This window comes from Blautia sp. OM06-15AC (assembly GCF_003481425.1).
GTDB lineage: Bacteria > Bacillota > Clostridia > Lachnospirales > Lachnospiraceae > Fusicatenibacter > Fusicatenibacter saccharivorans.
Genome location: NZ_QULD01000007.1, coordinates 96,322 through 111,252 on the forward strand (window position 1 = coordinate 96,322; position 14,931 = coordinate 111,252).

The following is a 14,931-nucleotide window of genomic DNA, read 5'->3' on the forward strand; positions in this document are numbered from 1 at the left end:
TTCTTTTGTTGTATCTCCGAAAGAAACAGGATCACGAGATTTTTCAGACACGCTCTAGTATAGAACGCTGTTATATTTCGGGCAATCCACAAAAGGAGAAAAGTGTCTGATATAACAGGAAGGCGGCAGGCAGCAGAAATATCGGGGAGACGCAGACGGAGCATCCGCCTGCGGATCAAGATTTTGAGAGAAAGGAAGGAAAACGACTGGTGCCTGAAAAAATTGGTAAAATAGAATAAAACTGAAAGAAAAAGAAACAAAAAACAGGATAAAATGCTGAAAAATAAATTGACATCCCATCCAAAACTTCGTATCATAGAGACAGAATGGGGCGCGTTCGGGAAACGATCGGCGCACCAGATCATAAGGAGGTAAACTTAAAATGGGTAAATGGCAGAGAAGTCTTTACCAGCCGGTTCTGCCGCTGGGAAAAGACGGAAAAAGGGTAACAGGAAGCGCTGAACATATCGCACTTTCCAGAAAAGCAGCAGGCGAGGGTATGGTTCTGGTAAAAAACGAGAACGACACACTGCCGCTCGCAAAAGGCACAAAGGTAGCCTTATTCGGAAAAGGAACGATTGATTACGTAAAAGGCGGCGGCGGAAGCGGTGACGTTACGGTCGAGTATATCCGCAACTTCTACGAAGGCATGAAGATCAAAGAAGCCGAGGGGGAGGTTTCTCTGTTCCATGAACTTCCGGAATTCTATGAGAAAAATGTAAAAGAACAGTATGCTGCAGGTGCGGTACCGGGCATGACAAGAGAGCCGGAAGTACCGGACGAGCTGGTACAGAAAGCAAAAGCATATACCGATACCGCAATCATCACCATCTGCCGCTTCTCCGGCGAGGGCTGGGACCGCAAATGCCAGATCACCGAGGAAGGCTATGAGCTGTTTGAGGATGAGAAAAAACAGATCGAGCTGAGCGCCAGCATCTTCGAAAACGGCGACTTCTGCCTGACAAACGGCGAAGCAGCCATGGTAGAAAAAGTAAAAGCAAACTTTAAAAATGTCATCGTTGTCATGAACGTCGGCGGTATGGTTGATACCAGCTGGTTCAAAGACTGCAAAGAGATTCCGGCGGTGCTGATGGCATGGCAGGGCGGCATGGAAGGCGGCCTCGCGGCAGCGGACGTTGTAACAGGCGACGTCAACCCATCCGGTAAACTGGTTGATACCTACGCAGCAACCCTCGAGGATTATCCATCCACCGAGAACTTCCATAAATCCGTTTATTACGTGGATTACAACGAGGATATCTACGTTGGCTACCGTTATTTCGAGACGATTCCTGGCGCAGCGGAGAAGGTCAATTATCCGTTCGGCTTCGGCCTTTCCTACACCAGCTTTGAGACAGAGGTTCTGGGTGCAGAAGAGAAGGACGGAAAGATTGTTGTAAAAGCATCTGTTACCAACACTGGAAAACGTGCCGGAAAAGAAGTTGTACAGCTCTACTACGGCGCACCGCAGGGCAAGCTTGGCAAACCGGCCAAAGAGCTTGGCGCTTACCGGAAAACAAGACTGCTGCAGCCAGGCGAGACACAGAGAGTCGTTCTTTCCTTTACAGTGGAAGATATGGCATCTTTTGATGACCTTGGAAAGGTTGCAAAATCTGCCTATGTTCTTGAGGCAGGAAGCTACGTTTTCTACGTTGGAAACAATGTAAGAGATGCGAAGAAACTGGACTTCACCTACGATCTGGCAGAGGCAAAAGTGACTGCACAGTACACCAGCCTTGCCGCTCCGCATAAGCTGGAAAAACGTCTCCTTGCGGATGGAACCTACGAAGCGCTTCCGACCGATAACGGCCCTGTCGAGGAAGAAGGACTGGAGCGTCAGGATAAGCTGACTCTGGAGGGTTTCCTCCCGGCAGTCAAAGCACAGGAGAGAAAGAGTTTTGGCGAGCTTATGGAGGCAGCAAAGACGAATCCGAACCTGATGAATGTGGTCGAAGGAAAAGAAACGCTCGACGAGTTTGTAGATAAGCTTCCGACAGAAGCACTTATTCATCTGCTCGGCGGCCAGCCGAACACAGGAGTTGCCAACACGTTTGGCATGGGAAATCTGCCTGAGTACGGCATCCCGAATATCATGACCGCAGACGGACCGGCAGGCCTTCGCATTCAGCCGCAGTGTGGCGTCAACACGACCGCATGGCCGTGTGCAACATTGCTTGCCTGCACCTGGGATCCGGAGCTGATCGAAGAGATCGGTAAAGCCGGCGGAGAGGAAGTCAAAGAAAACAATATCGGCATCTGGCTAACCCCGGCTGTCAACATTCACAGAAGCCCGCTCTGCGGAAGAAACTTCGAGTATTATTCCGAGGATCCGCTTGTGGCCGGAAAATCCGGTGCGGCAATGGTACGCGGTATGCAGTCCGAGCATATCGGGGCAAGTGTGAAACACTTCTGCTGCAACAACAAAGAAACAAACCGAAAAGACAGCGATTCCCGCGTTTCCGAGCGTGCGTTGCGTGAGATTTACCTGAAAGCCTTCGAGATCATCGTAAAAGAGGCAGATCCATACACAATCATGTCGTCCTACAACCTGATCAACGGCGTTCAGGCATCTGAGAACAAGGATCTTTTGACCGGTATTCTGCGCGGTGAGTGGGACTTTAAGGGAATGGTAACGACCGACTGGTGGACACACGGCGAGCATTACCGCGAGACAAAAGCCGGAAATGATATCAAGATGGCAAACGGATACGAGGAGCGCGTACAGGAGGCATTTGAGAAGGGATACATCACCCGCGACGAAATCGCTCTTTGTGCAAAACGAATCCTGACCATGATTCTTCGCATGGACTGATGTGGATGCATGTGAATAAATAAAGAAAAGTGTGGATAACACATAAAAAAATCGTATGCTGTTGTGGAAAAAGCAACAGCATACGATTTTTTACTTTCCGGACAGGATTCTTTCCTGTTTACACGGCAATGATCTGTAGCAAGACTCTGGCGACCGCAGCGCAGTAAAAACGAGCGGAAACTACAGGAAAAAAACTGTTTTCAGGCGGCAGCCTTCTGTAGTTCTGCCATAATCTTAAATTCCCGCACGACCATAACGATGCTGACTGATGCGGCTGCAAGGTCTGCAATCGGTGCAGTGTACATCACGCCGTCAATGCCGAAGAGATACGGAAAAATCAGCAGCAGCGGAAGCAGGAAAATAATCTGTCTCGTCAGCGAAAGAAAAATACCCTTCTTCGGTGCTCCGATTGAGGTAAAGAAATTCGAGCTGACCGGCTGGATACCGTTCAGGAATGTGAAAAACAGGAAAATGCGGAAGTACCGCTCTGCAAAATGCAGGTACTCTTCTGAACCGGAACCAAAAATGCCGATAATCTGGCGCGGAAAGAACTGGAAGCAGAGGAAGGCGACGATGGAAATGGCAGTCGCCGCAAAAACTGCTTTTTTATAGGCGTCCTTCACGCGGTCATATTTCTGCGCACCGAAGTTGAAGCTGACAATCGGCTGAAGTCCCTGGGAAATGCCGATGACAAAGGAGAAGAACAGCATATTCACCTTTGAAATAATGCCGGCGCATGCAAGCGGAATGTCGCTTCCATAGACGGAATTGGAACCGTAGTGGGTCAGTGTGTTGTTCATAACGATCTGAACGACCATCATTGCCACCTGGTTGAACGCAGGAGTTGCACCAAGCGCAGCAATCCGTGCCCAGCAGGCCATGTTCGGTTTCAGATCGGAAAGAGAGAGCGGCAGCGTCTTAAAACCGCGCAGATAGAAGACAACGAGCGCGAACGATAAAATCTGTCCGGTGATCGTGGCGAGCGCTGCACCTGCCATGCCCATGTGGAAAACGAAGATGAACAGCGGGTCGAGAATCGTGTTGACGATCGCGCCGACCAGGTTGCACAGCATGGAAAATTTCGGGCTGCCATCCGCGCGGATCAGGTTGGAGCCGCCGATTGTGACGATCAGAAACGGGAAGCCGATGGAGGTGATTCTGGTGTAAGTACAGGCGTAATCAATGACGTCCGGTGTTGCACCAAAGAGAAGCATCATCGGGCGCAGAAAAAGCTGAACGGCAACGCAGAGAATCACACCGAGGATTGCCAGCATGGAGATGGCACTTCCAACATAAGATTTCGCGTGCTCCGGCTCTCGTCTGCCCATGCAGAGATTGAAGTTTGCAGCACCGCCGATGCCGCAGAGCAGACCGATGGATGTGCAGACCATGCTGAGTGGGAACGCTACGTTGGTCGCTGCGTTTCCGAGCACGCCGATGCTGTGACCGATAAAGAGCTGGTCTACCATGTTATAGAGGGCGCTGACGAGCATCGCGATGACGCTCGGAATCGCAAAACGCCGCAAAAGAGAGCTGACCGGTTCCGAGCCGAGAGGATTTTCGGAAGGTTTCATAGAGGGTATCTCCTTTCAAATGAGGTAAAAGTTCATCGTTTGTATCGGGTGAAAATTCCCGGAAAAACTCCGAGACTATATAGTATACCATAGAAAGAAAACAGAAAACAAGAGGGTGACCGCTATTTTCAGGAAGTGTAACAGAATCGTAGCAGAACTCTCTGCATTTTTAAAAAAGAGATTGACAAAAATGAAATATTAACCTATATTGTAACAAGGTTAACAATTCAAAGACAGAAAGAATTGCATACAAGAACCTACGAGGAGGACTTACATTCATGAAAAAATCAAAACTTACAACAAAACAGATTGTACTGACCGGCATGATGACGGCAGTGCTTGCGGTACTGTCCATTGTGACGATTCCGCTTCCGACCGGCGTTCCGGTGACGCTGCAGACCTTTGCAATGGCATTTTGCGGCTACGTGCTTGGCTGGAAATTGGGAGGTGCATCGTCCGCTCTTTATCTGATCCTCGGCGCGATCGGCGTTCCGGTTTATGCCGGCATGAGCGGTGGCTTCGGCGCTCTTCTCGGACCGGCCGGCGGCTTTATTTTCGGATTTATTCCGATGGCAATGCTCTGCGGTGCCGGAATTAAAAAAGGCTTCCCGGGCAAACCATTCGTTCTTGGAATCGCAGGTCTTGCGGTATGTCACGCATTCGGTGTGGTACAGTTTTCCATTGTAACAGGAAACACGATCCCGGCTTCGTTCCTTGCAGTTTCCGTTCCGTACATCGTAAAAGATGTGATTTCCGTTGTAGTAGCTGAAATTCTCGGTGTAGCCGTTCGAAAAGCACTGTCAGCAGCTCATGTAATGAACTACGGAACCGCAGCATAATCACAGAGCGTTTCTGAAAAACCAAAAGATAAAAACAAGAGACAGGCATCCTGACAATCTGCCAGGTGTCTGTCTTTTTCTGTTTTGTCAAGCGGATATTCGCAATCCGCTTCGCTACTTGCCTGATTCGGTTAAAGTATTCCGCAGCAGCAGCGGTTATTTGAAAACGTGCAAAATGCATTTCATACAGTTTCAAAATTTTAATGAATTCCTAAGAAAGAGGCAAGAAGGCGTTAAGGGAGATATGGTAGGATAGAAAGCAGGAAAGAACAACAAAGGGGTTTGAAACCATGAGAAAAAGAACACGAAAACACCGGGGAACAGCGGGAAAAATGGTTGGAGGTTTTCTGGCATTTTTCTGCCTGATCCTGCTGACGGCCGGAATGTTCTGGGCAATCCAGGGATATGTTTCCTATCAGAAGGCAGTGAAGGAAAAGCCGCTCGCGCAGGCAGTAGAGGAAGCCAGAAGCGGAGCACAGTGGGCTTCTCTTGAACAGGTGCCGGATCTGTACAAAAAAGCGGTGCTTGCTGTTGAGGATCATCGGTATTACACACATCACGGGATAGACTGGATCAGCATGGCGCGGGCCGTTGTACATGATATCCGCGTGATGAAACCGGAGCAGGGAGGCAGTACCATCACACAACAGCTGGTAAAAAACATGTATTACGATCAGAATAAGACATTTGCCAGGAAAGCGGCAGAGGCGTGGACGGCACTCTATGTGGAACGGCAGCTCTCGAAAGAAGAAATTCTGGAATTGTACATCAATACCATCTATTTCGGGGATGGCTACTATGGACTGAAAGAAGCATCGCTTGGCTACTTCGGGAAAGAACCGCAGGAGCTGACCGACAGCGAAGCCGTTCTCCTCGCCGGAATCCCGAATGCACCGTCCGCCTACGCGCCGTCGCGCCACGCGGATCTGGCGCTGCAGCGGGAAAAGCAGGTGCTGGCGGCAATGGTAAAATATGGATACCTGGAACAAAGTGAGACGGACAGCCTGCTGTGGGATGCGGCAGCCGATCCGGTTCTGGCACGATAGAAAGAAAAGTGAGGAAAAAAGAATGGGAAAACTGATCAGACTGGGGGCAACAGCGCTGTCCATGATTGGAATTTTGGTGATGATTCTCTGTGTGCAGGCGGCGATTTTATTTGTGAGGCTGTGCATCCGAAGAAAGCAGAAAAAAATTGAGCTGAAATAAGAGAAAGAAAAATGTGAGCAGAATTGCCGGAAGAAAAACGGTGATTCTGCTCGCGTTTTTTTCTGTGAGCAATCCGATTGCGTTTCCGCCGGGAAAAAGGTATAATGAAAAACAGGTAAAAAAATGGTAAAACAGACAGCTTTTGAGGAAAAATAAATGGAACAGAAAGACAGCGCAGAACGGATTTTAAAACAGATTCCCTATGAGATCGTGTATTCCGCCCGCAAAACGCTCGCCGTCCAGGTCAAAGCGGGTGGAAGCGTGGTGGTGCGCGCACCGAAACGGATGGCAAAATACAAAATCGAAGCATTCTTAAAAGAAAAACAGGATTGGATTCACACACACCGGGAAAAAGCGTTGGCGGCCGCAGAGCAGAAAGCAGCGAACCGTCTGACGGAAGCAGAACGAAAAGCGGCGGTTAAACGTGCGGCGCAGATGCTGGCGGAAAAGACGGCACATTTTGCAAAAGAGATGGGCGTAACGTATGGCAGAATCACAATTCGTGAGCAGAAAACCCGCTGGGGCAGCTGCAGCAGCGCCGGAAACCTGAACTACAACTGGAAACTGGTGCTGATGCCGGAGCGCGTGATGGATTACGTCGTTATCCACGAGCTGGCGCACCAGAAAGAGATGAACCATTCCGCGCGGTTTTACGCGGTGGTGGCACAGCAGATTCCCGATTACAAAGTGTGGCAGAGCTGGCTGAAGGAGCATGGAAGAGAGTACTGAAAAAGAGAGGCAAAACAAATGATACTGACCGAAGAAAAAACATATATCATCAATGTGACGGAAGTCGATACCGACGCAGAGCTCGGTTTAAATAAGAAAGATATTATGATCAAATACACGAATCTGGAGCTGCTGCACGCGGTTCTTGCAAGCACGATGCCGTACGGCCGTCTGTCGGCGCGCTACCGCGGAAAACGGAAGGCGGAGCTGCAGTCACGGATTGCGATGGTGGAGAGTGTGCTCGAAACACGCGGCGACCAGCTGGTAAAAGCGGAGCAGATTATGTATCTCGACACGGCGGAGCGCAGTGCAATCTGTCATTATCTCGGCATCATCTACACGCGGCTGATTGCGCAGAAGCTGTACGGAATTGACTGTATGGTACCGCTGAACCTGATCGAGCAGCCGGGGGAGAAAAAATTTGTAAAATACAACGGTGCATACCGCCAGGATCTGATCGGATACGGAAAGCAGAACGCATGGAGCGTCTGGGAGCCGGTCGGCAGGAGCGAGAACAGCCAGGCGGCCTTTGGAAACGGATGCCGGGCGGCGTCGGAGATCGAGAAGATCAATGAAAATCCGCTGGCGAAGAGCGCGGCGTGCATGACGTATTACGAGAGAGGCTATCTGAATGCCGTTGTAAAAGAGCCGGAGCGGACCGGGGACGGGACACTTTGGTTTCCAGAGGAGAATTATTTCAAAGCATATTATCAGCCGCTTTTCGAGCTGTTTGCGGACGAACAGCCGGGTGAGCTGTACGGAAGCAGCGGCGGCTTTGAACTGGAGCTGACTCTGCCGTGGACGGAGGAAGGAAAACGCGGCTTCCGCCATCTGCAGATCGGAACGGATCAGGTGACGATTGCATTGATGCGGGAAGGGAAGTACGATCAGATCTTAAAGCGGATGGAAAACGTTTTGGATTTATCAAAAGAGCGCAGATTCTGCGGGAAAGACGGCATCTGGGTAGGCGCAGAGTAAATGTCATCGGAAGTGCCGAAGCTGCCGGGGATGATGGTACACAGATTCTGTGTGGGAAAAGCGAAAAAGAAAGGATAAGAGCAATGGCAAAAGAAACAGATACTCCAAAAGACGAAGGTCTGCAGGGGAATGAAAAGATAGAGGAAGCAATTCTGGAATTGCAAAAGGAGCCGACGCCGGAACTGCTGGCACACGTGCTGACGGTGATCCGACGCAGAATGAAAGAGGGCGGACAGGCGATTCTTTCCGTGGAACCGCCATCCGGCGACGATCAGATCCGGATCGGAACGGTAAAGAGCGCAGACGGAAAAGTCTGGTGGGCCGCGTTTACGAGCTTTGATGAGGAATTAAAGGGCGCCGGCAGCGTGAAATCCACGTTTCTCGTGAGCCTGGAACAGCTGATCCACATGGCATCCGAAACAAAGGAGATCAGCGGTGTGATTTTCAATCCGTGGAACCGCACGATCATGCTGGATCATACGCTGCTTTCGATTATCATCGGGGAAGAGAATGCGGGGCACTGAATTGCCGAAAGGAAAAAAGCAAGCACAGAAAGACTCCGAGGGTACATTATTATTTTAAGGAGGTTTTACATCATGGAGGGTTTTCAGGTAACAGAAATCGGGGAAAAAATTTACTGTATTTTGGACGCAGGAAATTCATCGTTCTATGTAGTAGAAGGTGAAGAAAAAGCGGCTGTCATTGATACCGGCATTACGGCAGGCACAAAGATTCTGCCGGTGATCCGTGAGCTGACGGACAAGCCGCTTCTGCTGGTCATCACGCATGCGCATCCGGATCACATGTATCACATGGATGAGTTTGATGAGGTGTACATGTGCCACGATGAAAAGAAGATGGATCCAGAGACGCTTGTGATGCTGACAGCGGGAAAATTAAAACCGTGGGAGGAGATTCATGACATCCGTACCGATTCCGTGATTCCGCTCGGCGGCACAGAGCTGGCCGTCTGTCAGACACCGGGCCATACGCCGGGCAGCGTTGTTGTGCTGGAGACGAAACAGAATTACCTGTTCACCGGAGATGCGATCGGAAGCGGCTGCGGTGTCTGGATGCAGGTGCCGGGCGGAACGAGCCTGGAAGAGTATTATGATGGTCTGGTTGGTCTGATGGCGTGGCTGGTGAAAAAGGGCGGCCGCATGAAATTCTTCGGCGGTCATCACACGCAGGTGTTTGAATCGACGGCGCATCCGGTTTACAATCCGCTCAGCCTCGGTGTTCTCGCAGATCTCATCGACCTTGTGGATCAGGTGATCCACGGCGAAAACCTGGGACGGCCAAGCAATGCGAAGCCGTTTTCGAAAGAACAGGTCCGCTACGCGTCGTACGGCCGCGCAGAAATGCAGTACTGTGCATCGCGGATTCACCGAAAATAAGCGCGTGAAATCTTAAAACTTCCATAAGAAGAAAGGTTTTTGCCCGCGGCGGCTTGACAAAATAAAAAAACGCGATTATGATAAATGCAGTTTCTATTCCAACAGAAAAAGAAAAGGTTATGAGGAAGAGGAGTACATGGCAGGCCCCAAAAGAGAGGACGGTTCACCGGCTGAAAGGCTGTCCGGGAAGGTGGTCATGGAAGGTAGCTTCTGAACCGGAGAGCTGAAAAGCACAGAAGATGTGATGATTAGGTTCTCACGCATGAGTCACGTTACAGACTCCGAAACGAGATACAAATTAAGGTGGTACCGCGGAATTTTCGCCCTTTGCATGCATGTTATGTGTATGTGAAGGGCGTTTTTGATTTAAGACAAGCCTCTGCGGGAATAAATACCACAATACACCAAACATAAAAGGAGGATCTCATGAGCAAAGAACTCGCAAAGACCTACGATCCGAAAGGACTCGAGGACAGACTGTATCAGAAATGGCTGGATAAAGGATATTTCCACGCCACTGTAAACCCGAACAAAAAACCGTTTACCATTATGATGCCGCCTCCGAACGTAACCGGACAGCTTCACATGGGCCATGCACTCGACAACACCATGCAGGATATTCTCTGCCGTTTCAAACGGATGGAGGGATATGAAGTCCTCTGGCAGCCGGGAACCGACCATGCGGCGATTGCAACCGAGGTAAAGGTTACCAATATGCTCAAAGAGCAGGGCATCGACAAAGATGAAATCGGACGCGAAAAATTCCTGGAGCACTGCTGGGAGTGGAAGAAAGAGTACGGCGGACGCATCAACAGCCAGTTAAGAAAGATCGGCTCCTCCGCAGACTGGGAGAGAGAACGCTTCACCATGGACGAGGGATGCTCCAAAGCCGTAGAAGAAGTATTCTGCCGTCTGTATGAAAAAGGATGGATCTACAAAGGAAGCCGCATCATCAACTGGTGCCCGGTATGCCAGACTTCCATCTCCGATGCAGAGGTTGAATATCAGGAGCAGGCAGGCCACTTCTGGCACATCAACTACCCGGTAGTTGGAGAAGAAGGCCGCTTCGTAGAAATCGCAACCACCCGTCCGGAGACTCTGCTCGGCGATACTGCCGTAGCTGTCAATCCGGAGGATGAAAGATACACCGATATTGTAGGAAAAATGCTGAAACTGCCGCTGACCGACCGTGAAATCCCGGTTATCGCAGATGCTTACGTAGACAAAGAGTTCGGAACTGGATGCGTTAAAATTACACCGGCACACGACCCGAACGATTTTGAGGTAGGAAAACGCCACAACCTCGAAGAGATCAACATCTTAAACGATGACGGAACCATGAACAACAAGTGCGGCAAATACGCCGGCATGGACCGCTACGAGGCAAGAAAAGCCATGGTAGAGGATCTCGAAAAGCTTGGTCTTCTGGTAAAGGTTCAGGATCACGTTCATAACGTAGGAACTCACGACAGATGTAAGACAACCGTAGAGCCGATGATCAAACCACAGTGGTTTGTAAAAATGGCGGATATGGCTGCCGCTGCCAGCGAAGCAGAGAAGAACGGGGAAGTAAACTTCATCCCGGATCGTTTCAGCAAGATTTATCAGAACTGGCTGAACAATATCCACGACTGGTGTATTTCCCGTCAGCTCTGGTGGGGTCATCGTATCCCGGCCTATACCTGTGATGACTGTGGCGAGATCACGGTTGTAAGAGGTGGAATGCCGGAAAAATGCCCGAAATGCGGCAGCACCCATCTCACCCAGGACCCGGATACCCTGGATACCTGGTTCAGCTCCGCTCTGTGGCCGTTCTCCACGTTAGGATGGCCGGAGAAAACACCGGAATTTGATTACTTCTATCCGACTGACGTACTCGTAACCGGATACGACATCATCTTCTTCTGGGTTATCCGTATGGTATTCTCCGCACTGGAGCAGACTAAACAGGTTCCGTTCCACCACGTACTGATCCACGGACTCGTTCGTGATTCCCAGGGACGCAAGATGAGTAAATCCCTCGGAAACGGTATCGATCCGCTCGAAGTCATTGACAAATACGGTGCAGATGCTCTCCGTCTGACTTTGATGACCGGTAATGCACCTGGAAACGATATGCGTTTCTACTGGGAGCGTGTAGAAGCCAGCCGTAACTTCGCAAACAAAGTATGGAACGCTTCCAGGTTCATCATGATGAACCTGGAAAAAGCAGAAGTTCCGTCTGAAATGCCAAAAGACAAACTGACACTGGCAGATAAATGGACTCTTTCTAAGGTAAACACGCTGGCAACGGAAGTAACGGACAACATGGACCGCTACGAGCTCGGTATCGCCGTACAGAAGGTTTACGACTTTATCTGGGAGGAGTTCTGCGACTGGTACATCGAGATGGTAAAACCGCGTCTGTACAGCGAGACCGACGAGACGAAGGGCGCTGCACTGTGGACCTTAAAAACCGTTCTTGGCAATGCATTAAAGCTGCTGCATCCGTTTATGCCGTTCATCACAGAGGAAATCTACTGCACACTGAATCCGGACGAGGATTCCATCATGATCGCCGCATGGCCGAAAGAGACCGAAGACTTTGCATACGCAGAGGATGAGGCAGCCGTTGAGATGATGAAAGAGGCGGTAAGAAGCATCCGTGGTGTCCGCACCAGTATGAACGTACCGCCGTCAAAGAAAGCAAGCGTATTCGTTGTAACGGAAGATGCTGCTGTACAGGAAACCTTCAAAAACGGTGCTGTATTCTTCGGAACTCTGGCAGGAGCAAGCGAAGTTCACGTACAGGCAGACAAAGCCGGCATCGCAGACGATGCGGTATCCGCAGTGATCCCGCAGGCAACGATCTACATTCCGTTTGCCGAGCTGGTTGACCTGGAAAAAGAGATCGCCCGCCTTACGAAAGAGGAAGAGCGTCTGACAAAAGAGATCGCACGTTCCAACGGCATGCTTGGCAACCCGAACTTTATCAACAAAGCTCCGGAAGCAAAAGTTCAGGCAGAGAAAGAAAAACTGGCGAACTATCAGCAGATGATGGAGCAGGTTCAGACAAGATTGGAGCAGCTGAAAAAATAAATGAAAAAAGGAAAAAAACTGCATGGAAACAAGGAAACCGTAGTGAAAGTCTGCAACTGGCTCTCTTTGCCGCTGCAGGCCCTGGGATGCTGTATTCTGTATCTGGTGATTGAAGCATTTTCCCGCCATTCGCTGGCATCTGCATGGAGCTACATGGTGGAAAGCCCATGGGTCTTTTTGTACAATGCATTTTTGATCTTCACTACTTTTATGGTAGTTTATCTGTTCCGCAGACGTGTGCTGGTACGGCTGGTGATGAGCTGTTTCTGGCTGCTGCTCGGCATCATTAACGGTGTGATTCTGGCAAACCGCGTCACGCCGTTTACCGGACCGGACTTGCGGAATTTAAGTGACGGCGCAAAGGTCGTGACGAAGTATCTGTCGAAAGGTACCATGATCCTCGTCGTAGCAGCCCTTGTGGCATTATTGGCATTTTTTGTATGGGTCTGGATCAAAGGACCGAAATTTCAGGGGAAAATCCGCTGGTATCTGAATGTGCCGTTAATTGCTCTGGTAATTGTACTCTTTACGGGAGCAACGAATCTGGCGCTTGCAAAGCGTGTGCTTTCCAGCTATTTCGTCAACATCGCATTTGCCTACCAGGATTACGGCTATCCGTACTGTCTGGCAGTCACCCTGTTTGATACGGGAATTTCAGAGCCGAACGGCTATTCCGAACAGCTCGTGAAACAGATTGAGACGAGTGAAGGCGAACAAAAAGAGGATGATACGGTAAAACCGAATATTATCTTTTTGCAGCTGGAGTCCTTTTTCGATCCGGAGCTGGTTAATTTCCTCAACATTTCCGAGGATCCGATCCCGTATTACCGGCAGCTGATGAAGGATTATTCTTCCGGTTATCTCCGCGTGCCGGTGGTGGGAGCCGGAACAGCAAACACAGAGTTTGAAACTATTTCCGGCATGAGCCTCCGGTATTTCGGAGCGGGTGAGTATCCGTACAAATCGGTGCTTTCAGAGGAGACCTGTGAGAGTGCGCCGTATGTTTTAAAGAATCTTGGCTATGCGACCCATGCGATCCACAACAATGAAGCAAACTTCTATTCCAGAAGAAGTGTATTCTCACGTCTTGGTTTTGATACCTTTACCTCGGAGGAATATATGCCGGATATCTCGGATGTGACGGCGACAGGATGGGTAAAAGACCATATTCTGACAAAAGAGATCATAAAAACGCTCGATGCGACAGACGAACCGGATTATATCTATACGATTTCGGTACAGGGCCACGGTGATTATCCGACAGAGCCGGTGCTTGACGATCCGGAGATTACAGTGACAGGCGCGGAAGACCGGGAAAAAAATAATTACTCCTGGGAATATTATGTAAATCAGATTCATGAGATGGACAAATTTGTCAAAGAGCTGACGACAAAGCTTGCGGATTATCCGGAGCCGGTGGTACTTGTGATGTACGGGGACCATCTGCCAACGATGGGACTGAAAGTAGAAGATCTGGAGAACCGCTATTTGTATCAGACCGAATACGTAATCTGGGATAATATGGGACTGAAAAGAAAACAGGAAAACATTGCTTCCTACCAGATTGCAGCAGAGGTTATGAACCGTGTGGGAATTCATGACGGAACCATTTTCCGGTATCATCAGACGAGACGGAATACGAAGAATTATCAGGTGGATCTCGAGGTGCTGCAGTATGATATGCTGTATGGAAAACGGTACGTTTACGGAGAAGACGGAGAGACACCGTATGAGCGTGTGCAGCTGCAGATGGGTGTTCTGCCGGTAACGCTGGAACGAATCGAAAAATCCGGAGAAGATACCTGGTATTTTTACGGAGAAAACTTTACGGCGTCGAGCCGTGTGGAAGTCAACGAGGAGATACAGGATACCGTTTATGTCAGCCCGTCGATTCTGATGGTGCATAGTCTGACCCTGGAAGACGGTGATCAGATTACAATCGCGCAGCAGAGCAACAGCTCGACGAAAAAGGTGCTGACAAGGACAGAACCGAAGACGTATGAAGAACCAAAACCGGTATCTACACCGACACCGACGCCGAACCCGGACAGCACGAAAACGGATGTGACGCAGGAAAATGCCAATACGAGCACTGCGCCGCAGGATGAACTGACGGCAGCGCCGTCCGGTGCGCCGGAGGGCGAAGGCGACAAGATTGAGCCGTCAAAAACAGAAAACAGCGATAAACCGGCCGAAGACGGCGGTCTGCAGAATTAAAAAGAGTGTCCGAAAGATCATACAGTGGGGCGGATTTTGACGTCCCACTGTATCTTTTTACGGGGAAAGTCGAAAAGTCGGGACAAAATTTTGAAAATTGC

Annotated in this window: 11 protein-coding genes and 1 other annotated feature; of the genes, 10 read left to right on the top strand and 1 reads right to left on the bottom strand. The window is 49.9% G+C overall.

The genetic code is table 11. The annotated features are described in order from the left end of the window. Positions 1–382 precede the first annotated feature (382 nt). Positions 383–2,812, top strand: a complete 2,430-nt coding sequence (locus DXB83_RS10540; protein ID WP_118697579.1) for a glycoside hydrolase family 3 protein — start codon at positions 383–385, stop codon at positions 2,810–2,812. Positions 2,813–3,012: 200 nt separating this feature from the next. On the opposite strand, the gene DXB83_RS10545 is transcribed toward DXB83_RS10540, so the two are convergent. Then, the gene (locus DXB83_RS10545) at positions 3,013–4,386 is read right to left on the bottom strand and encodes an MATE family efflux transporter (RefSeq protein WP_055220022.1); all 1,374 of its coding nucleotides are present in this window, start codon (positions 4,384–4,386) and stop codon (positions 3,013–3,015) included. 278 nt (positions 4,387–4,664) lie between these two features. On the opposite strand from DXB83_RS10545, the gene DXB83_RS10550 reads away from it, so the two are divergent. The 9 genes from DXB83_RS10550 (at position 4,665) to DXB83_RS10585 (ending at position 14,830) form a co-directional block, all read left to right on the top strand. Continuing rightward, positions 4,665–5,225, top strand: a complete 561-nt coding sequence (locus DXB83_RS10550; RefSeq protein WP_022461328.1) for a biotin transporter BioY — start codon at positions 4,665–4,667, stop codon at positions 5,223–5,225. Between the two features lie 290 nt (positions 5,226–5,515). Beyond that, entirely contained in the window at positions 5,516–6,271 is a 756-nt protein-coding gene (locus DXB83_RS10555; RefSeq protein WP_070103231.1) for a transglycosylase domain-containing protein, read from the top strand. Positions 6,272–6,293: 22 nt separating this feature from the next. Continuing rightward, positions 6,294–6,431: a hypothetical protein gene (locus tag DXB83_RS16480; RefSeq protein WP_156327580.1), complete on the top strand. Its 138-nt coding sequence runs from the start codon at positions 6,294–6,296 to the stop codon at positions 6,429–6,431. Between the two features lie 156 nt (positions 6,432–6,587). Continuing rightward, the gene (locus DXB83_RS10560; RefSeq protein ID WP_118697580.1) at positions 6,588–7,160 is read left to right on the top strand and encodes a M48 family metallopeptidase; all 573 of its coding nucleotides are present in this window, start codon (positions 6,588–6,590) and stop codon (positions 7,158–7,160) included. An 18-nt stretch (positions 7,161–7,178) separates the two neighbouring features. Further along, positions 7,179–8,138, top strand: a complete 960-nt coding sequence (locus DXB83_RS10565) for a hypothetical protein (protein WP_118697581.1) — start codon at positions 7,179–7,181, stop codon at positions 8,136–8,138. A gap of 83 nt (positions 8,139–8,221) precedes the next feature. Next, entirely contained in the window at positions 8,222–8,662 is a 441-nt protein-coding gene (locus DXB83_RS10570) for an SseB family protein (protein ID WP_118697582.1), read from the top strand. A 72-nt stretch (positions 8,663–8,734) separates the two neighbouring features. After that, positions 8,735–9,535, top strand: coding sequence for an MBL fold metallo-hydrolase (locus DXB83_RS10575; RefSeq protein ID WP_055266294.1), 801 nt, complete (start codon positions 8,735–8,737; stop codon positions 9,533–9,535). Positions 9,536–9,645: 110 nt separating this feature from the next. After that, positions 9,646–9,866, top strand: a binding site (T-box leader). Positions 9,867–9,961: 95 nt separating this feature from the next. Beyond that, the gene (locus DXB83_RS10580) at positions 9,962–12,613 is read left to right on the top strand and encodes a valine--tRNA ligase (protein WP_118697583.1); all 2,652 of its coding nucleotides are present in this window, start codon (positions 9,962–9,964) and stop codon (positions 12,611–12,613) included. Then, the gene (locus tag DXB83_RS10585) at positions 12,614–14,830 is read left to right on the top strand and encodes an LTA synthase family protein (RefSeq protein ID WP_118697584.1); all 2,217 of its coding nucleotides are present in this window, start codon (positions 12,614–12,616) and stop codon (positions 14,828–14,830) included. Positions 14,831–14,931 lie beyond the last annotated feature (101 nt).